The organism is Paraburkholderia sp. SSBN10T (assembly GCF_056619545.1).
Genome location: NZ_JBWQQI010000031.1, coordinates 77,331 through 95,390 on the forward strand (window position 1 = coordinate 77,331; position 18,060 = coordinate 95,390).

The following is an 18,060-nucleotide window of genomic DNA, read 5'->3' on the forward strand; positions in this document are numbered from 1 at the left end:
CCGCCATGTGGAGCTACATCCTCAAACGCCTGCTGTTGATGATCCCGACCGTGCTCGGGGTATTGACGTTGACCTTCGCCGTGATCCAGTTCGTGCCCGGTGGCCCGGTCGAACAGATGGTGCACGAGTTGCGCAAGGGCTCCGAGAACGGCGCGCCGTTCGGGCTGCGCGCGCATACCGGCGTCGACGCCCAACAGGTTGCGCAACTCAAGGTGCTCTACGGCTTCGACAAGCCGCCGCTCGAACGCTACGTGCTGATGCTCAAGCGCTTCGCGACTTTCGACCTCGGACAAAGCTATTTCCGCCATCAAAGCGTATGGTCGCTGGTGGTCTCGAAGCTGCCGGTGTCGATCAGCATCGGCGTGTGGACCTTCCTGCTCACTTATCTGATCTCGGTGCCGCTCGGCATCGCCAAGGCGATCCGCAACGGCTCGCATTTCGATGTCGTCACCAGCCTGGTCGTGCTGATCGGCTATGCGATTCCGGGTTTCGTGCTCGGCGTGCTGCTGCTCGTGCTGTTCGGCGGCGGCTCGTTCCTGCAGCTCTTTCCGCTGCGCGGTCTCACCTCCGACAACTGGGCCCAGTTGAGTTTCGGCGCCAGGATCCTCGACTATCTGTGGCATATCGCCTTGCCGATTACCGCCTCCGTGGTGGGCAGCTTCGCCGTGATCACCATGCTCACCAAGAACGCTTTCCTCGACGAGATCCGTAAGCAGTACGTGCTGACTGCGCGGGCCAAGGGACTCTCCGAACGCCGCGTGTTGTGGAAACATGTGTTCCGCAATGCCTCGCTGCCGCTGATAGTCGGTTTTCCGGGTGCGTTTATCGGTGCGTTCTTTACCGGCAGCCTGCTGATCGAGACGCTGTTCTCGCTCGACGGGCTCGGCTTGCTGTCGTATCAGTCGGTCATGCAGCGCGATTATCCGGTGGTGCTCGGCACGCTGTATCTGTTCACGCTGATCGGCCTCGCCACCAAGCTGATCTCCGACCTGTGCTACGTCTGGGTCGATCCCCGCATTCAATTCGAACAACTGGAGCGCTGACTTGAGTCGAGCCCGTACCCGAGCCGATCTGGCGCCGCGCACCGAGCCTGTCCGCGCGTTTGTCTCGCCGTCGCCCGCGCGCCGCGTCTGGCAGCGCTTTCGCAAGCAGCGCCTTGGCTACTGGAGTCTGATCGTCTTCGTCGTCGCGTTTGCGGCGAGTCTCGCCGCGCCGCTGTGGTCGAACGACAAGCCGCTCGTGGCCCGCTACGACGGACATCTGTATTTCCCGTTGTTCAAGACTTATTCGGAAGTCACCTTCGGCGGCGATTTCCCGACTCCGGCCGATTATCTCGATCCATACGTTCGCGAGCGTTTCAGCAAGCCGGGCAACTTCGCGCTCTATCCGCCCAATCCGTACTACTACGACACGCTCAACTACTTCTCGAAAGCACCCAACCCGGCGCCGCCTTCGCGCGACAACCTGCTCGGCACCGATGACCGCGGCCGCGATCTGCTGGCGCGCCTCGTCTACGGCTTTCGGGTGTCGGTCGAGTTCGCGCTGGTGCTGACGCTGATCGGCACGGTGTTCGGTATTTTCGCGGGCGCCGTGCAGGGCTTCTTCGGTGGCAAGACCGACATCATCGGCCAGCGGCTGATCGAAATCTGGAGCGCCTTGCCCGAGTTGTATCTGCTGATCATCTTCGCCTCGATCTTCGAACCGGGTTTCATCCTGCTGATCGTGCTGCTCTCGCTGTTCGGCTGGATCGGCTTGTCCGACTACGTACGCGCCGAGTTCCTGCGCAATCGCACCCAGGATTATGTCCGGGCGGCGCGGGCGATGGGCTTGTCGAACTGGCAGATCATGTGGCGGCACGTGCTGCCCAATAGCCTGACGCCGGTCATCACCTTCCTGCCGTTTCGCATGAGCGGCGCGATCCTGTCGCTGACGAGTCTCGACTTTCTCGGCCTCGGTGTGCCGCCGCCGACCCCGAGTCTTGGCGAATTGCTCGCGCAGGGCAAGGACAATCTCGATGCATGGTGGATCTCGTTGTCCACCTTCGGCGTGCTGGTGGCGATGCTGTTGCTGTTGACGTTCATGGGCGATGCGCTGCGCAATGCGCTCGACACCCGCATCTCCGATGCGATGCGCGCCGGAGGCAACCAGTGAGCGAACCGGCAAATCAAATGGCGGCTGGGCCGCTGCTGGAACTCGAGCGTCTGCACGTGACGTTCGGCGACACCGTCGCGGTGCAGGACGTCACGCTCGCGATTGAACGCGGCGAGCGGGTCGCGCTGGTCGGCGAATCGGGATCGGGCAAGAGCGTCACCGCGCTGTCGATCCTGCGTTTGTTGAGCGACGCCGAGGTGAGCGGGGCGATCCGTTTCGACGGCGAGGATCTGCTCGCGAAGAGCGAGCGCGAAATGCGCGGCCTGCGCGGCTCCGCTATCGCGATGATCTTCCAGGAACCGATGACGGCGCTCAACCCGCTCTTCACGGTCGGCGAGCAGATCGCCGAGACGATCGTCGTGCACGACGGTGTACCCGCGAAGGAAGCGAAGAAGCGTGCAGTGGCCTTGCTCGCGCGCACCGGCATTACGGAGCCCGGCAAGCGCGTCAATAGCTATCCTCATCAACTCTCGGGCGGCCAGCGGCAGCGCGCGATGATTGCGATGGCGCTCGCTTGTCGCCCGCGTCTGTTGCTGGCCGACGAGCCGACTACCGCACTTGACGTGACGATCCGCGCGCAGATCGTCGAGCTGTTGCTCGAACTGCAGCGCGACGAAGCGGCAAAGCGCGGCATGGCTGTCCTGCTGATCACGCACGATCTGAACCTCGTGCGGCGTTTCGCGCAGCGCATCGCGGTGATGGAGCGCGGGGTGCTGGTCGAGAGCGGACCGGTCGAACAGATCTTCGCCTCGCCGCAGCATCCCTACACGCAACGTCTGCTGCAAAGCCGGCCTGAACGCACCGTTGTACCCGTGCTGCCGATCTCGCCGGTGCTGCTCGAAGCGCGCGACGTGTCGGTTGAATTCAAGACGAGATTGCCGGGGTTGCGCGGCTGGTTCCGCTCGGGACGGTTCCGCGCGGTCGCGGATGCGAGCGTCTCGGTGCGGCAGGGCGAGACGCTCGGCATCGTCGGCGAATCGGGCTCGGGTAAATCGACGCTGGCCATGGCGTTGCTCGGCCTGCAACGTACCGTCCATGGCGACATCGAGTTTCAGGGCAGGGCGCTCGCGAGTTATCGCGGGCATGAACAGACGGTGTTGCGCTCGAACATGCAGGTCGTCTTTCAGGATCCGTTCAGTTCACTTTCACCGCGCCAGACGATCGAGCGCATCGTGAGCGAGGGGCTCGCCCTGCATCGCCCTGAACTGGATGCCGCTGCCCGGCGCGACAAGGTGATTGCGGTGCTGCGCGAGGTCGGACTCGATCGCACGGTGCTGTACCGTTATCCGCACGAATTTTCCGGTGGACAGCGGCAACGCATTGCGATTGCGCGGGCGCTGGTGCTCGAGCCGCGCATCCTGATCCTCGACGAGCCGACCAGCGCACTCGACGTCTCGATCCAGCAGCAGGTGCTCCAGTTATTAGCCGGGTTGCAACGCAAGTACAACCTCGGCTTCGTGTTCATCAGCCACGACCTGGCCGTCATTGGCGCCATGGCGCACCGGGTGGCGGTCATGCAGAACGGTTTGATCGTGGAAGCCGGCGAGGTCGAGCAGATTTTTGCGACACCAGCCCATCCTTACACTCGAAAGCTGCTGAAAGCCGCGCTCGCGGACTGATTTTCACCAATTGGGTGCGTGTCTCGATTGTATTTTTCTATTTGTTTTGACACATGAATACTTACTAGCTAGTATCGACCAAACTTTTTTTCGCATCCCACTGATTTTTAGGCAAAAACTACCGACCAATGCAGCACCGAAACCTAACCCAGGCTTGTACGCGCGTCGTCGCCGGGATGTTCATTGGCGTACTGATGGCCGCAGCTCCCGGCGCGTTTGCCGACGAAGTAAGCAGTTTTAATCAGAATGCCTCATTTTCGCCCCAAGATGGGGCGACTCCGCTGTCCGCTCCCACTTCGCAAACTCCTGCTCCTGCCGCCGATAACGGCGGTGGTGCACGTTCGTTCTTGTCCGGTATGGCCGGTAAGGCGGGCGACGTGGTGGTCGGTGCGCTCAATATGATCGGCGTGCGTTACCGCTGGGGCGGCAACACGCCTGATTCGGGCCTCGATTGCAGCGGCTTCGTGCGCTATGTGTTCCAGGACACCCTCGGCATGGCCCTGCCGCGCCGCGCGGAAGAAATGAGCCGGGTCGGCGAGAAGGTCAGCATGAGCAACCTGAAGCCGGGCGATCTGGTGTTCTTCAATACGATGCGCCGCACGTTCTCGCACGTTGGCATCTATATCGGCGACAACAAGTTCGTGCATTCGCCGTCCACCGGCAGCACGATTCGCGTCGACGATCTCGACGACGGCTACTGGGAAAAGCGTTTCACCGGCGCACGCCGGATCGAGACCTCGTATCAGGGCTCACAGGATCTGAAGCAGCGTGTCAATGCTGCGATTGGCGGCGCTAACAACTAAGCGCCTGCCCGGCTGCGAAAAGGTTTCGCAGGTTCGGTCGACAAAAAAGCCTGCTTCTTGCGAAGCAGGCTTTTTTTCGTTCGGGGCACAACCGCCGCAAGGTGGCGCCCGCCGGGCGCCACCCGGTTACACCGCGACGCGGCTCGCCGCCAGCTTGCGTTGCAACTCCGCCATGATCTTCGCCGCCGCTTCCTCGCCGGCGAGGATCGCCGCGTTGCGTTGCGAGAAGTCGCTGCCGCTCATGGCCGCCAGGTTCGGCCGGATCACGACGTCGGCGTACTTGTCGAGTTCGTACGACTTGATGGTCTGGCCCATGATCGTGAAGGTTTGCAGCAGCACATCGAACGAGCTCGAGGTGAGGCCCGCTTCGGGGCGCTGCGAGATGTCCACGGCGATCACGAAATCCGCGCCCATCTTGCGGGCGAACGACGCCGGCACCGGGCTCACCAGGCCGCCGTCGACATATTCGTGGCCGGCGATCTTCACCGGCTCGAAGATCGACGGTACGCTGCACGAGGCGCGCACCGCGATGCCGGTATCGCCGCGCTGGAACAGGATCGGCTGGCCACTATGCAGATCCGTGGCAACCACGCCGAGCGGCTTGACCATTTTTTCGATCGGACGATTGTTCAGCGTCGTATTCAGATAGTTCTGCAGCGCCACGCCTTGCAGGAAGCCGCGCGTGCGAAACGGCATGGCCCAGTCGCTGATCGACGCTTCGTCCATGTTCAGGGCGAGCTTGTTGAGCGCAAAGCCGTTCATGCCGGAGGCGTAGAGCGCACCGACCACCGAGCCGGCGCTGGTGCCGGCGATCAGGTCGATCTGGATATTGCGTGCCTCGAGCGCCTTGATGACGCCGATATGCGCAAAACCGCGCGCGGCCCCGCCACCGAGTGCAAGACCGACGCGAATCGGCCGCTGCGGTTTGTCCAGCGGCGGCGTGACGGGCGGGGTGGTCGCCGCGGGATTGGCCGGCCGCGATGCGTTGTCGGGCTGGCTGCCGGTGGTCGTACAGGCGGTCAGGACAGCAGAGGCCGCGGCAAGCGAAAAGCTGCGACGAGAGAGGCGTGGGGTGGACTGTGTCAACGATTTCTCCAGCAACGGCGCCGGTTCCACCAAGGGGTGCCGGGCGCCGCGTTTCAAGCTAACAGGATCGCCGGCGGCGATCGCAATGCGCCGTGGACATACCCGGAACACGGCGCGCGCACATCATAAATCAAAGCCTGGCTCGCGCGCGGTGCGAGTGAGGAAACGTTACAGATAGGTTTGCGAGGCGCGCCAAAGCGCGTGCTGCTGCGTTGCGCGGCACGCGTACCCGCGCAGCGCGGGGCTTGGGATGGGGCCGCCGACAGGTATAATTCGGCTCTTGCCTTTTCCATTCGCCTTCATGCGCCACGCCTGTTGCAGCATGGACGCGTTCCGCTGCCGCGCTTCCCGGCGTTCGACCGCCACGCGCCGGCGCCCGTCTTCCGAGTAACCGTTTATGACCACCTCCGTTCGCACCCGTTTCGCACCGAGCCCCACAGGCTTCATCCATCTCGGCAACATCCGTTCTGCGCTGTATCCGTGGGCGTTCGCGCGCAAGATGAAGGGCACCTTCGTGCTGCGGATCGAGGACACCGACGTCGAACGTTCCACTTCGCAGTCCGTCGATGCCATCCTCGAAGGTATGGCTTGGCTCGGCCTCGATTACGACGAAGGTCCGTTCTACCAGATGCAGCGCATGGACCGGTATCGCGAAGTGCTCAAGCAGATGGAACAGCAGGGGCTGGTGTATCCGTGCTACATGTCGACCGAAGAACTCGACGCGCTGCGCGAACGTCAGCGCGAGGCCGGCGAAAAGCCGCGCTATGACGGCACGTGGCGTCCGGAACCGGGCAAGGTGCTGCCGACGCCGCCGGCTGGCGTGCAGCCCGTCACGCGCTTTCGCAACCCGCTCTCCGGCGTGGTGGCATGGGACGACGCCGTGAAGGGCCGCATCGAGATCTCGAACGAAGAACTCGACGATCTGGTGATCGCGCGCCCGGACGGCACGCCGACCTACAACTTCTGCGTGGTGGTCGACGATATCGACATGCGCATCACTCACGTGATTCGCGGCGACGACCACGTGAACAACACGCCGCGCCAGATCAACATCCTTCGCGCGCTGGGTTTCGAGCCGCCGGTCTACGCGCACTTGCCGACCGTGCTCAACGAGCAGGGCGAAAAGATGAGCAAGCGTCATGGCGCAATGAGCGTGACGGGCTATCGCGATGCCGGCTTTTTGCCGGAAGCGGTGCTCAACTACCTCGCGCGTCTGGGCTGGTCGCATGGCGACGCGGAAATTTTCACGCGCGAGCAGTTTGTCGAATGGTTCGACCTCGAGCACCTCGGCAAGTCGCCGGCTCAGTACGACCACAACAAGCTCACGTGGCTCAACGCGCACTACATCAAGGAAGCGGACAACGCGCGCCTTGCGGAGCTGGCGCGGCCGTTCTTCGCCGAGCTGGAAGTCGACGCGGCCGTGCTTGAGCAGGGCGCGGATCTGGTCGCCGTGGTGGGCCTGCTGAAGGATCGCGCGTCGACAGTCAAGGAGATCGCCGAGAATGCCGCGATGTTCTACCGTACGCCCGCGCCCGATGCAGAGTCGCTTGCGCAGCACGTGACCGATGCGGTGCGCCCGGCCATTGCCGAGCTCGCCGCTGCGCTGAAGAGTGCGGAATGGACCAAGGAAAGCATCTCGGCAGCGTTGAAGGCGACGCTTGCCGCGCACAAGCTGAAGATGCCGCAACTGGCGATGCCGGTGCGCCTGCTAGTGGCGGGTACCACGCATACGCCATCCATCGATGCGGTGCTGATGTTGTTCGGTCGTGACGTGGTGGTGAGCCGCCTCGAAAAGGCGCTCGGCTGAGCCCTGTGAGAGGGATTGCATGCGGCTCTTAAAAAAGTCGCATGTAATCACTCAAAGGGTATTTACAAGGCGCGGTTTGCACTCTAGAATCTCGTTTCTGTTCTGCAAGGGGGTATAGCTCAGCTGGGAGAGCGCTTGCATGGCATGCAAGAGGTCAGCGGTTCGATCCCGCTTACCTCCACCATCAGAGCAGAATGAAGTCTTTTCCGAAGTCTGGATCTTGTAGCAAAAAGGACTTCACAAGCAGTAACAATGTAGTTAGAATATCGGTCTTCGCTGCTGACGAAATGAAATTAACGTCAGTTGGCAGCAAGATAAAGACAGATCTGGAAAGATTATGTCCCCTTCGTCTAGAGGCCTAGGACATCACCCTTTCACGGTGAGTACAGGGGTTCGAATCCCCTAGGGGACGCCAAACATCAGCGTCGCTTTAGTGTTCGAAAGAAGCAGTAAAGTGGTGCGGCTTGCAGAGAAATAACCGACGCTCGCAAGCTAGGGTGTAAAGACTGGAGTGGTAGTTCAGTCGGTTAGAATACCGGCCTGTCACGCCGGGGGTCGCGGGTTCGAGTCCCGTCCACTCCGCCAGACAAAGCCCGTTCATATGAACTTGAACGGGCTTTTTCATTAAAGGTGTAAGCGTACGTTGTCCCCTTCGTCTAGAGGCCTAGGACATCACCCTTTCACGGTGAGTACAGGGGTTCGAATCCCCTAGGGGACGCCAAGACATCGGCATCGCTCGGTAAGCAGTGTGAGGCGATTCAGCTTGTGAGAGTAACCAACGCTCGCAAGCTAACGGTGCAAAAATCTGGAGCGGTAGTTCAGTTGGTTAGAATACCGGCCTGTCACGCCGGGGGTCGCGGGTTCGAGTCCCGTCCGCTCCGCCAGAAAATCAAAGGGTTACGTCGAATGCGACGTAACCCTTTTGTTTTTTCCGGGCGGCTTGTTCTGGATTTGTGCTAGTCGTGAACTTCCTCGTCACATGCTTTGGGGCGGTGGTGTTCGCCTTGGGACAGGCGCCAGCGGACCAGATCGTCCGCCCCCGGCCCTTCCTTGATGGCCAGATCTGCGGCGCCCAGTTGCTCGCCCGTCTCCTGATCAATAAAGCTCCATCGTACCTCTGCCCCGGTCTTCCGGTTCACGAACTTCATCGGCGGCGCCGACGCGCCCGAGACGTCCAGACGATCCCCGATCTGGGCGAGCATCGGCATCATAGGGGCGATCTGCCAGCCCTTCTGGGTCAAAAGATATTCGAATCGCTCCGGATTGGCCTGATAGCGCCTGCGCTCGACGAGGCCGTTGGCCTCCAGATGCTTGAGCCGGTCGCTGAGCGTCGCATTGGTCACGCCGGAGGACTGGCGAAACTCGTCGTACCGGCTGAGGCCGAAGACGAGATCGCGCAGGATCAGCAAACCCCAGCGATCGCCGATTGCCGCCATGACGCCAGCGATCGGGCACACCATTCCGTCGAAACCCTTGGAGCGCATGAACCGTTTCCCTGAGTAGCCCGGCGATCATCGCCGGGTAAGTCTCATTATAAGAGTCGGCAAGGTCAAGCAAAACGATTCCTTGAGGCAGCACGCTTCGCTCAAATCCCGCCAAACGAAAAATACTTGTCGGACAGGCCACTTACTCTTATTATAAGAGTAAGTGGCCTGTCCGGCGATGGCTCTTGCTGTCCTGGAAGACCTGTTCAATCCAATCTGAGGGCGCGAACATGACCTCTCACACTACGTCCAGGATTTTCGTCATCGGCGGCACCGGCGCTCAGGGCTTGCCCGTCATCAACGCGCTCGTTGCCGACCGTAAATATTCGGTCCGGGTGTTGAGTCGCGATCCCGAGTCCCGGCGGGCAAAGGCGCTGCTCGCACTCGGCAATGTATCGATCCTGAAAGGAACGTTCGCCGACGAAGCCGTTCTGCGGGAAGGCTTCCGCGGTTGCGACGGGGCATACATCAATCTCGACGGGTTCAACACCGGCGAAAAGACCGAGCTCTATTGGGCGATCCGTTGCTATGAGATCGCCATTGAAGAGGGGATCAAATTCTTCGTGTACGGCAATCTGGATTACGCGCTCAAGAAGTCCGGCTACGATTCCCGATTCCGCGCCGGTCACTATGACGGCAAGGGCCGCATCGGCGAATGGATCCTGTTTCAGAACCAGACGAACCGGGACCGCATGGGCGCGGCGGTGTTCACTACCGGGCCATACATGGAGATGGCGATTTCGGCCATGACGCCGATGATGCCGTTCGTCGAGGACGGTGTGGTGACCTGGCGCGTTCCGCTCGGTGATGGAGCCGTGCCTCACGTTGCCCTTGAAGATTGCGGATATTACGCTCGCTGGCTGTTCGACCATCCCGGACGCGCGAACGGCATGAATCTCGAAGTTGCCATCGAGCCTGTCGAGTACCAGAAGCTGGCCGAGGCATTCGAGCGGGTGACGGGGCGTCCGGCGCGATACATCGACACGGACCTGGATGCGTACTGGAACGGACCGCTCAAGATGGCTGCCGGCCTGCCTGCTGGATACAACGCCGATCCCGCCGATAAAAGCACCATGAGCTTCCGGGACAATTTCACAGGATTCTGGAACATCTGGAAACACAATGTGATCCAGCGCGACTATGCGCTGCTCGATGAGATCCATCCGAATCGAATCAGGACAGTTGAACAGTGGCTTAGGCGCGAAGACGAACTCGGCAGGCAGCAGGGGAAGGGGAGCCTTTGGGAACGGGTGCAACCGGAAAACCTGTTCAAGTCGACGCCGCTCCTGAAGTTGTCCGAGGACGGGAGGAAGGGCGCGCTGTAAAGGTTCAATCAAGCCCGGGTGCGCCAGCTTGTGAAAGGCTGTGCTCGATCCGCCGTGCAAGCTATGTAACAGGAACGGCAAGTGTCTCGCAAAGCAGGTTTTAAAGTTAGTTTAACTAATGGATTTATCATGAATCGAGAAATAGAAGTAGAGAGGCGACGCGGAACATACATCTTGCTGAGTGTGCTGGCCATATGGGGCCTGGCCGTTGCCGTTGCCGCCGAGGCCGGTCTTTATCGCGCGGTCTACCCGTTGTGGCTTGCCTGCCTCATTGCCTTGGGCATTGTGGCGCCCGTTGTCGTCTACGCCTTGTCCAGGCGCTTTCGTGCATACATCGGAGCTGTCGGATTGCGGTCGCTAACCGCATTTCATATCTGGCGCATTGCGGCCGCGCTGGTCTTCTTCTGGTACGGGGCGCACAACCTTCTGCCGGAAACCTTTGTCCAGAACGCGGGGTGGGGCGATCTCATCGCAGGGTTTCTGGCCCTTGGCGTCACGCTGCTGCCGAAGAGGCGCAACCGCTATCTGGTCTTCCATCTCTTCGGGTTTACCGATTTTGTCGTGGCGGTTGGTACGGGGCTGACCTTCTTCCTCCTCAACGATCCCCGCATGTCCGGCATCCAGACGCTGCCGATGGCGTTGATCCCGTTCTACGGCGTCGGCATTTCCGGGGCAAGCCATCTCATGGCCTTCGACCTGCTGCGTCGTCGTTCAGGCCAGCCGAGCGGGCAGTGAAGCATGTCGTTGCAAAGGTATGCGTCGAACTCCGTCGAATCAGTCTTCCTAAATAGTCCAAGGAAACCATCATGAAGTCTCGTCGTACCCGTGTCACAGCCCGCGCGCTGCTCGGCTTCCTGCTGGCCGGCCGCATGTTTGCCGGCACCGCAGCGGCACAGTCCAGTCCGCCGTCTGCCGCCTCCGGCAATCAGGCAACTGTGCTGTGGGACCAGAGAGTGAATCCCGCGGCCGTTGAGGCCGACGCCTTGTTCAACAACTACAGGTTCCGGGACGGAGAGACGCTGGAGCGGTTGAAGCTTCACTATGCGACGCTTGGCATGCCACATCGCAACGCGCAGGGCGAGGTCGACAACGCCGTCCTCGTCCTGCACTGGACAGGCGCGGACAGCCGCACTCTTCTGAGCCCGACCTACATGAAGGCGCTCTTCGATGTGGGCCGCCCGCTCGACGCGAGCCACTACTATCTGATATTTCCCGACAACGTGGGCCACGGTCAGTCGAGCAAGCCCAGCGATGGGTTGAACGCGAAGTTTCCGAATTACGACTACGGCGACATCGTCGACCTCCAGCACAAGCTGGTGACCGAGACACTGGGCATCAGGCATCTGCACGCGATTCTCGGCATGTCCATGGGCGGCATGAATGCGTGGCAATGGGCCGAAGCCTATCCCGACATGATGGACGGCGTGATGCCGGTGGTCTCGCTGCCGATCACGGTCTCGGGGCGCAATCTCCTGTGGCGGCGCATGGTGATCGATGCGATCCGCTCCGATCCGGACTGGAAAAACGGCGACTACACGCAGACGCCACGTGGCTGGATCGACGGCTTCAGGGTGCTGCGGATGATGATCGACAGCGCACCTGCGCTTCAGCAGGAAATTCCTGACGGTCCCGCGGCGGACAAATTTCTGGCTACCACCCGCATCCAGGCCGAGCACGTCGACCCGAACGACATCCTTTATTCGCTCAAGTCGTCGTTCAGCTACGATCCCGAGCCTGCGCTCCCCAGGATCAAGGCCAAGCTCTTTGCCTTGAATTTTTCCGACGACGAGTTCAATCCCGATACGCTTCGCGTGCTCGAGAAGCTGGTCCCGACGCTTCAGCAGGGGCGATACGTAGTTCAGCAGGGAACGCCGTCGTCGCCGGGTCACTTCACCATGACGCATCCCGAGCTTTGGGCACAGCATGTGGGCGAATTCATGCAGTGGCTTGGCGATGAGCCGTCACAGGCAAGCCGATAGATGTTTCAGACCCGATAGCGGAATTACGGCGTTAATGCGTGGTTGGTCGAACCACTCAACGCCGGGAACCAAAGAGATGTACCGGGAGCACCGGTTGCGAGCGATTCCGTGCGTAAGAGAATTTATCATTCGGATAACTGAGTATTTGTCATGCGCAAGCATGTCATCTTTGAGGGAGTGATCAAATATTCCATGCTGGTTTCTGGTGCATTAAGTCGATTCTTAAGCTCAAGAAGTGACCAGGCACGCTGGTAGCAAGCAAATAATTCCCCCGATGTTTCTTACCACCTTGCCTGATCCAGGAACAGATTACCGGTCCGTCGAGATGCGCCAGTGTCTTGACGGTTACCGCCTGGCGTACGCGGTTGCATTGACCCGGCGAGCGAACCAGTATGGACAGGTGTTCGCGAAGGGAGCGTGAAATATGTCGGAAGCGCAAACGGTGCTCCAGGACGAAATGGCGGAACCCGCCTCGATCGATCTGGCCGGGTCGGCCTCCATCGAGCGGGAAACGCTGCGTTACTCGTTGAGCGGAGAGCGAAATGTATTTCAGGGAATCGATTTCGCGCTCAGGATCACCAGCTTTCTCGGATGCCACGACGCGATGATGGTTGGCTGCGGTCAGCAACTCGGCTATGTGGACGATTCCCCGCAGCGGCGGCCGGATCTGCGCGCCTTCGGCCGCGAACTGTATCGTTCGCCGGAGTTTGCGGGGCGCCGATATGTTCGCTCGATCAGATCGATCGAGGCGGGCTCGCTCGACACCTTGACCGTTATCGACACCTGCGACCACCTCACCGAACTGGAGTGCAACTGTCTTTTCGCTGAAGCGAAGCGGGTGCTGAAGCCGCGCGGATATTTCATTGTGCGAGTCCCCGTTGGTTATGGGCGGGCGACCGTCTCGCGCAAGCGTGTGCCGGCCCGCAGCCGTGCCGCAGAGCAGGGCGCGGGAGATCCGGTGAGAGTTGCGAAGCTGTCCCGCCAGACTAGCGGGGTGCGCTTCAGATACAAGACCTTTCGCCGTGCGCTTGCTGAAAGCTTTGATATAGAAAAAGCGCTGAATCAGCCTTGGCCGCATCTGCCCCGCTGGTTCAATTCCCGCCGCATCATGCTTTGCCGCAAGCGCGAGGCGTAATCAATCGGCTTCACGCGCCGCAGGCAACCGTGCAGCCGGCGCGCAAGGCCTCTGCGGCGAACCGCACTCGCGGGCACGCTAACTGCTCCCTGACAAGCTATTCCCGGGACTGTCATCGCTTAGTGGATGAATTTCATGCGCTAAGGGACTACAGTACGAGGGTTGCGCGATCGTCAGAAAGCAATCTGTCGCGATGTCGACGACGGGTTCGGAGTATCTCGCCATGGCCAAGCATACCGAACCACCAGAATCGGGGGCGGATAGTGCCGCGGACCACTCTGTGGATCACCCCGCGGACATCCCCCTTGGAGATTCAGGGCAGGACTTCAGTGAAGACTTCAATCCTGAGGTTGATCCCGCGTCTGCCTCACCGCCTGCGCGGTTTGGACGCCTGGCGCTTTGGGCTGCGTCGACGAGTGCGTTGACCGTCGGGGTTGCAGCCACGGTCGCGTATGGCGTCTGGTTCGACCAGGATCAGCGAACTTACGCGAAAGCCGTGGCTGTGGCGCAACAGACGCTCTCGGCCGGCGCAGCAGTCTCACCGGAGCAGCAGACGCTCTCAGCCAGCGCTGCTGTCTCGCCGGAGCAACAGTCGCCTTCGCTCGGCACCGCCACCGCACCGGCGCAACAGCGCGCGTGGTCGGGTCGTGTGGCGGTGGCCACGCCGCCTCCGGAACCCCCAGCCGTGCTCGCCGAGGCTGCCAATGCCAATCCCGATCCGGCCACACCGGCCACGCCAGCGCAGCCCGAGTCAACCGGTGTTGCCGCGCGGAATTCAGTTGCGCCGCAGGCGGGCAGCGGCCAATCCGCTGCAGTGAGCTGCAGCGTGAAGCAGGATCGCCACCGTCCGGCGCCGCGCGCCAAGCCAAATCACAGCCTGTTCGCGCGCGTGCAATCGTTTTTTCATCGCGTGAGTTATCGACAGCATGGCAACGGAAGCCAGCGGGACATCTACAACCACTCGTGAGTGGCCTGATTCAGCGCATGCCGCGCGCAAGCCGGCCTTTACGGTACGCTTCGGCTGGGGACCGGCCGCGCTGGCGGGCGTTGCATTGCTGTGTCTGCTGGCCGGACTCCTCGTCCTCGCGTTGCAAATCAAGGCGATCTTCTCGGACCAGGTGAAGCAGGAATATACCGGGCTGGTTCTCGACGCGATCGGTCGTGCGGAAAGCGCCCGCGACCTGGCCAGCGCCCGGCAGCCGCTGACCGGGGACGGCGCCGCACAGCCGCAGGACTATCGAAATGCGCGTATCGGTCTCGCTTCCCGCCTTGCGTCTGTCGCCGCGATGGTGAACGCGGACCCGGCAGCGGCGCCCCGCATCCCGCAACGCGCACTGTCGCCCGACGTCAATTTCGACGATGTGGATGCGTTGCTGCGCTCGGAGTCGGCGTACTGGCGCTCGCGGCGCGATCTCGTCAGCGCCGATCTGCACACGCGGATCTCGCACGTCGCGAGAACGCTGATGGTTTTGTCGGCGCTGATCTTCAGCGCGCTGGTCACCGCGCTCGGCATGTACGCGAAGCGCACGCGCCAACTGGCGCGCGAGTCGCACCGCTTCGAGTTCGCAGCGTTGCACGACGCGCTCACGGGGCTGCCAAACCGGCGGCAATTGTTTGCCACGCTTGCGCAAGCCCCGGCTGCGGCGAACAGCGATGCGCGTTCTCACACGCTCGCTGTTCTTTATATCGATCTGGATGGCTTCAAACAGGTCAACGACTCGCTCGGTCACCGCGTCGGCGACGAATTCCTGATTGCCGTGGCGCGGCGCTTTCGCGAGTCGGTGCGTCCGGCTGATGTCGTGGCGCGGATCGGCGGCGACGAGTTCGCCGTGCTGGTGCGCGGATTTTCCATCGAGGCCGAACTCGGTACGATTGCGCAGCGTCTGCTCGCCTGTGTTGCCGGGACTGGCGGGCAGATGGGCATTGACTTTGTCAGCGCCAGCATTGGTATCGCCAGCTTTCCGCAACCCATCGAGGACTACCGGCATTTGCTCGCCGCAGCGGACGAAACGATGTATCAGGTTAAACGCAGCGGCAAGAACGGCTACGCTTTCGCGATGTCGGTTGAGCGATCAGGGGCGTCCTGATGCAGGCAGCAGCGGCTGCGCAGATGCGCACGGACCGCTGCCACGCGCCTCGTCTGCCCGCCAACGCGACAACGCGATAGCAGGGCAACCCGGTCCGCAGCAAACCGCCTAACCGCGCCGCTTCTTGCTCAGCGTGATGGTTTCGAACAGCTCATAGTTGGCCGTAGGCGTCTGATCCGCACCCGGCGCGTGATAGTAGTTCATGGTGATCGTCGTCATGCCGCCATGCTCGCCCGGATCGTGATCGAACACGGCGATGCCGTAGCCCGTCCCTGTATCGCGCTGCGCCGACCAGATCGCATCTTCCAGCGCGTCGGCCGGGTTGCGTACGAACGTGTTCGCTGCGCTGCCGGGGATGGGACGATTGGGTTTGGTGAACACCTTGGCCTGCGGCAGGCCGGTCGCCTGATCTTCGCCGTAGACATCGAGCGGCGCGCTGGTTCCGCCACCGCCCAGGATCAGATGGATCGTGCCGTGGCTGGTGTCGAAGGTGGTGCTGGTCGGGTCCGCCTGCGGCACTGGACGCGGTTGCAGCGTATCCACGACGACGCCCGTGGTGGCGTCCACCCCGGCGTTGTGATTGCAGCCGCGGACCGGATGGCTGCGCTCGTAGTCGTGATCGTGCCCGCACACCACGAGGTCGACGCCATAGCGGTCGAACAGCGGCAACCACGCTTCGCGAATCCCCTTGTCCGAACCGTTGCCTGTCTTCGACGAGGTCAGCGCATCCTGGTGCATCTGCACGACGATCCAGTCGATCTCATGATCTTCGGCGGCACGCCGCAGCGTCTGCTCGAGCCAGCGGGTTTGGATGCCCTGGCTATAGCCGCGCACATAGAACGAGGTGCCCGGTTCGATCGGTGCGTGGCCGGTGCTCGCGGCAGGCACCAGCGGATTCGGACCGGCCACGAAAGCCGCGGCATCCTGATAGACGACGTCGTCGGCGTCGAGCGAGATGAACAGCACCGAGCTCACGCGGAAGCTGTACCAATGGCCCGAGAAATGCGTGCCGTTCTCCGGCAGCGTGTAGCGCGTCAGATACGAGGCGAGACCTTGCGGGCCGTTGTTGAACTCGATCTCATGGTTGCCAGGGCACGGCATCCACGGACGATTGGCCGCCGAAGTCTGGTTGTTGTTGCCGAAGTCGCGCCACACGTCGGGCTGGTGAGTCGGGTTCAGGTTCGCATAGCAGAGGTCGCCGTTCAGCAGATGGAACAGCGGCTGGAAGCGCTCGACGGCCTGTACGGCAAAACGGCTTTGCGGATACGAGAGTACCCACTCGGTATTGGGTGTGGCGAGATCGCCGTAGGTGGTCCAGCGAAACGGCGCACGGCCGCGCGGCGCGGTTTCGAAACTCGCCGTGAAGGGTTGCGCGGCATTGCTGTCGTTGTCGGCCGTGACGGTGTACTGGTAGGTGTTGGCGGGCTTCAGGCCGCGCAGGCGGGCGTGATAGGTGAACACCGTGGTGCCGTTGAGTCCGTCCGTATAGATGCGTTGCACGCCGTGCACGGTCTGTTGCGCTTCGCCTGCGCTGCCGAACTGCACGCGCGGATTGGATGCGGACGCGAGCGACGCCCACGACACCACCACCTCGGTCGCCGGATCGTTGCCCCAGGTCAGATGAATCTGCTCGGGCGTACCGTCCGGGTTGCTCGTGGCCGCCTTGCTCACGGCAGCGAGGCTGCCGGCTGCCGTTGCCAGTCCGGACACGCCGGCGAGCTTGAGGAAGCCGCGCCGCGAGACGGCCGCGAGCGGGTCGGCGGGGCGGGAGGCCGCGTTGGAAGCGGCGCCGGCGTTGCTATCGGAGGTGGGCGTGTTCTTGTTTGACATGTCGGTGTTCTCGGTCTGAAGGTTGGGAAGAGGGCGCGGACGGCTCGCCCGGCGGGACTGCAAGGTCGCCAGTTCACCGGGGTTTCCTGAATCCTGAATCTCGACGCGCTGAACCGCAGCCACATTATTCGCAGAACTGTCTTTCCGTGCTGTGACAGCATGACCCGCAGCGCGCATAAACATATGAGAAAAGCGATCTGGTGACAGCGCCGCGCCGCCGTCCGAGCCATCCACGGCAAGCTGCCTTTGCTGCGATGCCGGCCGGTCAGTTCGTTTTGCAATTGTTAACTTTCCATCGAAACACCTGGCTCGCGTAGGTGAAACGCGCCGTGCGGCCATCACAAAATCGCAGCACGGGCACGATAAGGCGTGGTAAGGACGTGAGAGCGCACACGTGTGCACCAGGTTGGTTCCCGGCACAGTTGTGGCAGCTTGCAACTTCCTTCTATCTGTCATCGGCGATTCACGGAACCGCTTGATACTGCGCGCAGATTCAAACGAACGAATCGCTCACTGTGCTGGGCGCACAGGGGTGAACAAGGAGGCTCGGCAGCATGAAGCCTCCTTTTTTTCCTCGACTTTGCACACGTGTGCATCGCTGGGTGGATGCCTGGAACTCTGCTCAAGCGATTGTGCGGCGCATCGCCCGGGTTCAGCCGGGGCTTGCCGGTTCGTTGGCAGGGCTGCCCAGGCGGCGCTGTGCCGGCGGCATCGGCATGCACCGATTTTTTTAACGGTTGGAAGCATGAGAACA

General features: G+C 61.8%; 14 protein-coding genes and 5 tRNA genes. 16 read left to right on the forward strand and 3 right to left on the reverse strand.

The window, feature by feature from the left end; genetic code table 11:
* The first annotated feature begins 5 nt into the window (after nucleotides 1-5).
* The 4 genes from AC1ECK_RS33115 (at nucleotide 6) to AC1ECK_RS33130 (ending at nucleotide 4,573) form a co-directional block, all read left to right on the forward strand.
* On the forward strand, nucleotides 6-1,043 hold the full coding sequence (locus AC1ECK_RS33115) for a microcin C ABC transporter permease YejB (protein ID WP_480326918.1): 1,038 nt from the start codon (nucleotides 6-8) through the stop codon (nucleotides 1,041-1,043).
* A gap of 1 nt (nucleotide 1,044) precedes the next feature.
* Nucleotides 1,045-2,151 (forward strand): ABC transporter permease, encoded by a 1,107-nt coding sequence (locus AC1ECK_RS33120; RefSeq protein ID WP_480326920.1) that lies wholly within the window; start codon nucleotides 1,045-1,047, stop codon nucleotides 2,149-2,151.
* A 17-nt stretch (nucleotides 2,152-2,168) separates the two neighbouring features.
* The gene (locus AC1ECK_RS33125; RefSeq protein WP_480326943.1) at nucleotides 2,169-3,770 is read left to right on the forward strand and encodes an ABC transporter ATP-binding protein; all 1,602 of its coding nucleotides are present in this window, start codon (nucleotides 2,169-2,171) and stop codon (nucleotides 3,768-3,770) included.
* Between the two features lie 128 nt (nucleotides 3,771-3,898).
* Nucleotides 3,899-4,573 (forward strand): C40 family peptidase, encoded by a 675-nt coding sequence (locus AC1ECK_RS33130; protein WP_480326922.1) that lies wholly within the window; start codon nucleotides 3,899-3,901, stop codon nucleotides 4,571-4,573.
* Between the two features lie 126 nt (nucleotides 4,574-4,699).
* Here AC1ECK_RS33130 and AC1ECK_RS33135 read toward each other — a convergent pair whose 3' ends face one another.
* Nucleotides 4,700-5,740 (reverse strand): patatin-like phospholipase family protein, encoded by a 1,041-nt coding sequence (locus AC1ECK_RS33135; RefSeq protein ID WP_480326945.1) that lies wholly within the window; start codon nucleotides 5,738-5,740, stop codon nucleotides 4,700-4,702.
* A gap of 316 nt (nucleotides 5,741-6,056) precedes the next feature.
* Between AC1ECK_RS33135 and gltX the strand changes: the two genes are divergently transcribed.
* From gltX to AC1ECK_RS33165, 6 genes are all read left to right on the forward strand, one after another.
* Nucleotides 6,057-7,466: a glutamate--tRNA ligase gene (gltX, locus tag AC1ECK_RS33140; RefSeq protein ID WP_480326924.1), complete on the forward strand. Its 1,410-nt coding sequence runs from the start codon at nucleotides 6,057-6,059 to the stop codon at nucleotides 7,464-7,466.
* Nucleotides 7,467-7,574: 108 nt separating this feature from the next.
* Nucleotides 7,575-7,650, forward strand: a tRNA-Ala gene (locus AC1ECK_RS33145).
* A 155-nt stretch (nucleotides 7,651-7,805) separates the two neighbouring features.
* Nucleotides 7,806-7,881, forward strand: a tRNA-Glu gene (locus AC1ECK_RS33150).
* Between the two features lie 93 nt (nucleotides 7,882-7,974).
* A tRNA-Asp gene (locus AC1ECK_RS33155) sits at nucleotides 7,975-8,051 on the forward strand.
* Between the two features lie 60 nt (nucleotides 8,052-8,111).
* Nucleotides 8,112-8,187: transfer RNA gene (locus tag AC1ECK_RS33160), tRNA-Glu, on the forward strand.
* Nucleotides 8,188-8,273: 86 nt separating this feature from the next.
* Nucleotides 8,274-8,350: transfer RNA gene (locus tag AC1ECK_RS33165), tRNA-Asp, on the forward strand.
* A gap of 72 nt (nucleotides 8,351-8,422) precedes the next feature.
* Here the strand turns inward: AC1ECK_RS33165 and AC1ECK_RS33170 are convergent.
* Complete coding sequence (locus AC1ECK_RS33170; RefSeq protein WP_480326926.1) at nucleotides 8,423-8,950, reverse strand: winged helix-turn-helix transcriptional regulator; 528 nt, start codon at nucleotides 8,948-8,950, stop codon at nucleotides 8,423-8,425.
* A gap of 230 nt (nucleotides 8,951-9,180) precedes the next feature.
* Between AC1ECK_RS33170 and AC1ECK_RS33175 the strand changes: the two genes are divergently transcribed.
* The 6 genes from AC1ECK_RS33175 to AC1ECK_RS33200 all read left to right on the forward strand — a co-directional run bounded on the left by AC1ECK_RS33175 (nucleotide 9,181) and on the right by AC1ECK_RS33200 (nucleotide 15,476).
* Nucleotides 9,181-10,275, forward strand: coding sequence for an NmrA family NAD(P)-binding protein (locus AC1ECK_RS33175; protein ID WP_480326928.1), 1,095 nt, complete (start codon nucleotides 9,181-9,183; stop codon nucleotides 10,273-10,275).
* Nucleotides 10,276-10,449: 174 nt separating this feature from the next.
* On the forward strand, nucleotides 10,450-11,010 hold the full coding sequence (locus AC1ECK_RS33180; protein ID WP_480326930.1) for a hypothetical protein: 561 nt from the start codon (nucleotides 10,450-10,452) through the stop codon (nucleotides 11,008-11,010).
* 71 nt (nucleotides 11,011-11,081) lie between these two features.
* On the forward strand, nucleotides 11,082-12,254 hold the full coding sequence (locus AC1ECK_RS33185) for an alpha/beta fold hydrolase (RefSeq protein ID WP_480326932.1): 1,173 nt from the start codon (nucleotides 11,082-11,084) through the stop codon (nucleotides 12,252-12,254).
* A gap of 424 nt (nucleotides 12,255-12,678) precedes the next feature.
* A complete protein-coding gene (locus AC1ECK_RS33190; protein ID WP_480326934.1) occupies nucleotides 12,679-13,389 on the forward strand; it encodes a hypothetical protein in 711 nt (236 codons plus the stop codon).
* Between the two features lie 223 nt (nucleotides 13,390-13,612).
* On the forward strand, nucleotides 13,613-14,356 hold the full coding sequence (locus AC1ECK_RS33195; protein ID WP_480326936.1) for a hypothetical protein: 744 nt from the start codon (nucleotides 13,613-13,615) through the stop codon (nucleotides 14,354-14,356).
* Nucleotides 14,316-15,476 (forward strand): diguanylate cyclase domain-containing protein, encoded by a 1,161-nt coding sequence (locus AC1ECK_RS33200; protein ID WP_480326937.1) that lies wholly within the window; start codon nucleotides 14,316-14,318, stop codon nucleotides 15,474-15,476. Before AC1ECK_RS33195 ends, AC1ECK_RS33200 begins: the two co-directional genes overlap by 41 nt.
* 108 nt (nucleotides 15,477-15,584) lie before the next feature.
* On the opposite strand, the gene AC1ECK_RS33205 is transcribed toward AC1ECK_RS33200, so the two are convergent.
* Nucleotides 15,585-17,306: a fibronectin type III domain-containing protein gene (locus tag AC1ECK_RS33205; RefSeq protein WP_480326939.1), complete on the reverse strand. Its 1,722-nt coding sequence runs from the start codon at nucleotides 17,304-17,306 to the stop codon at nucleotides 15,585-15,587.
* Between the last annotated feature and the right edge of the window lie 754 nt (nucleotides 17,307-18,060).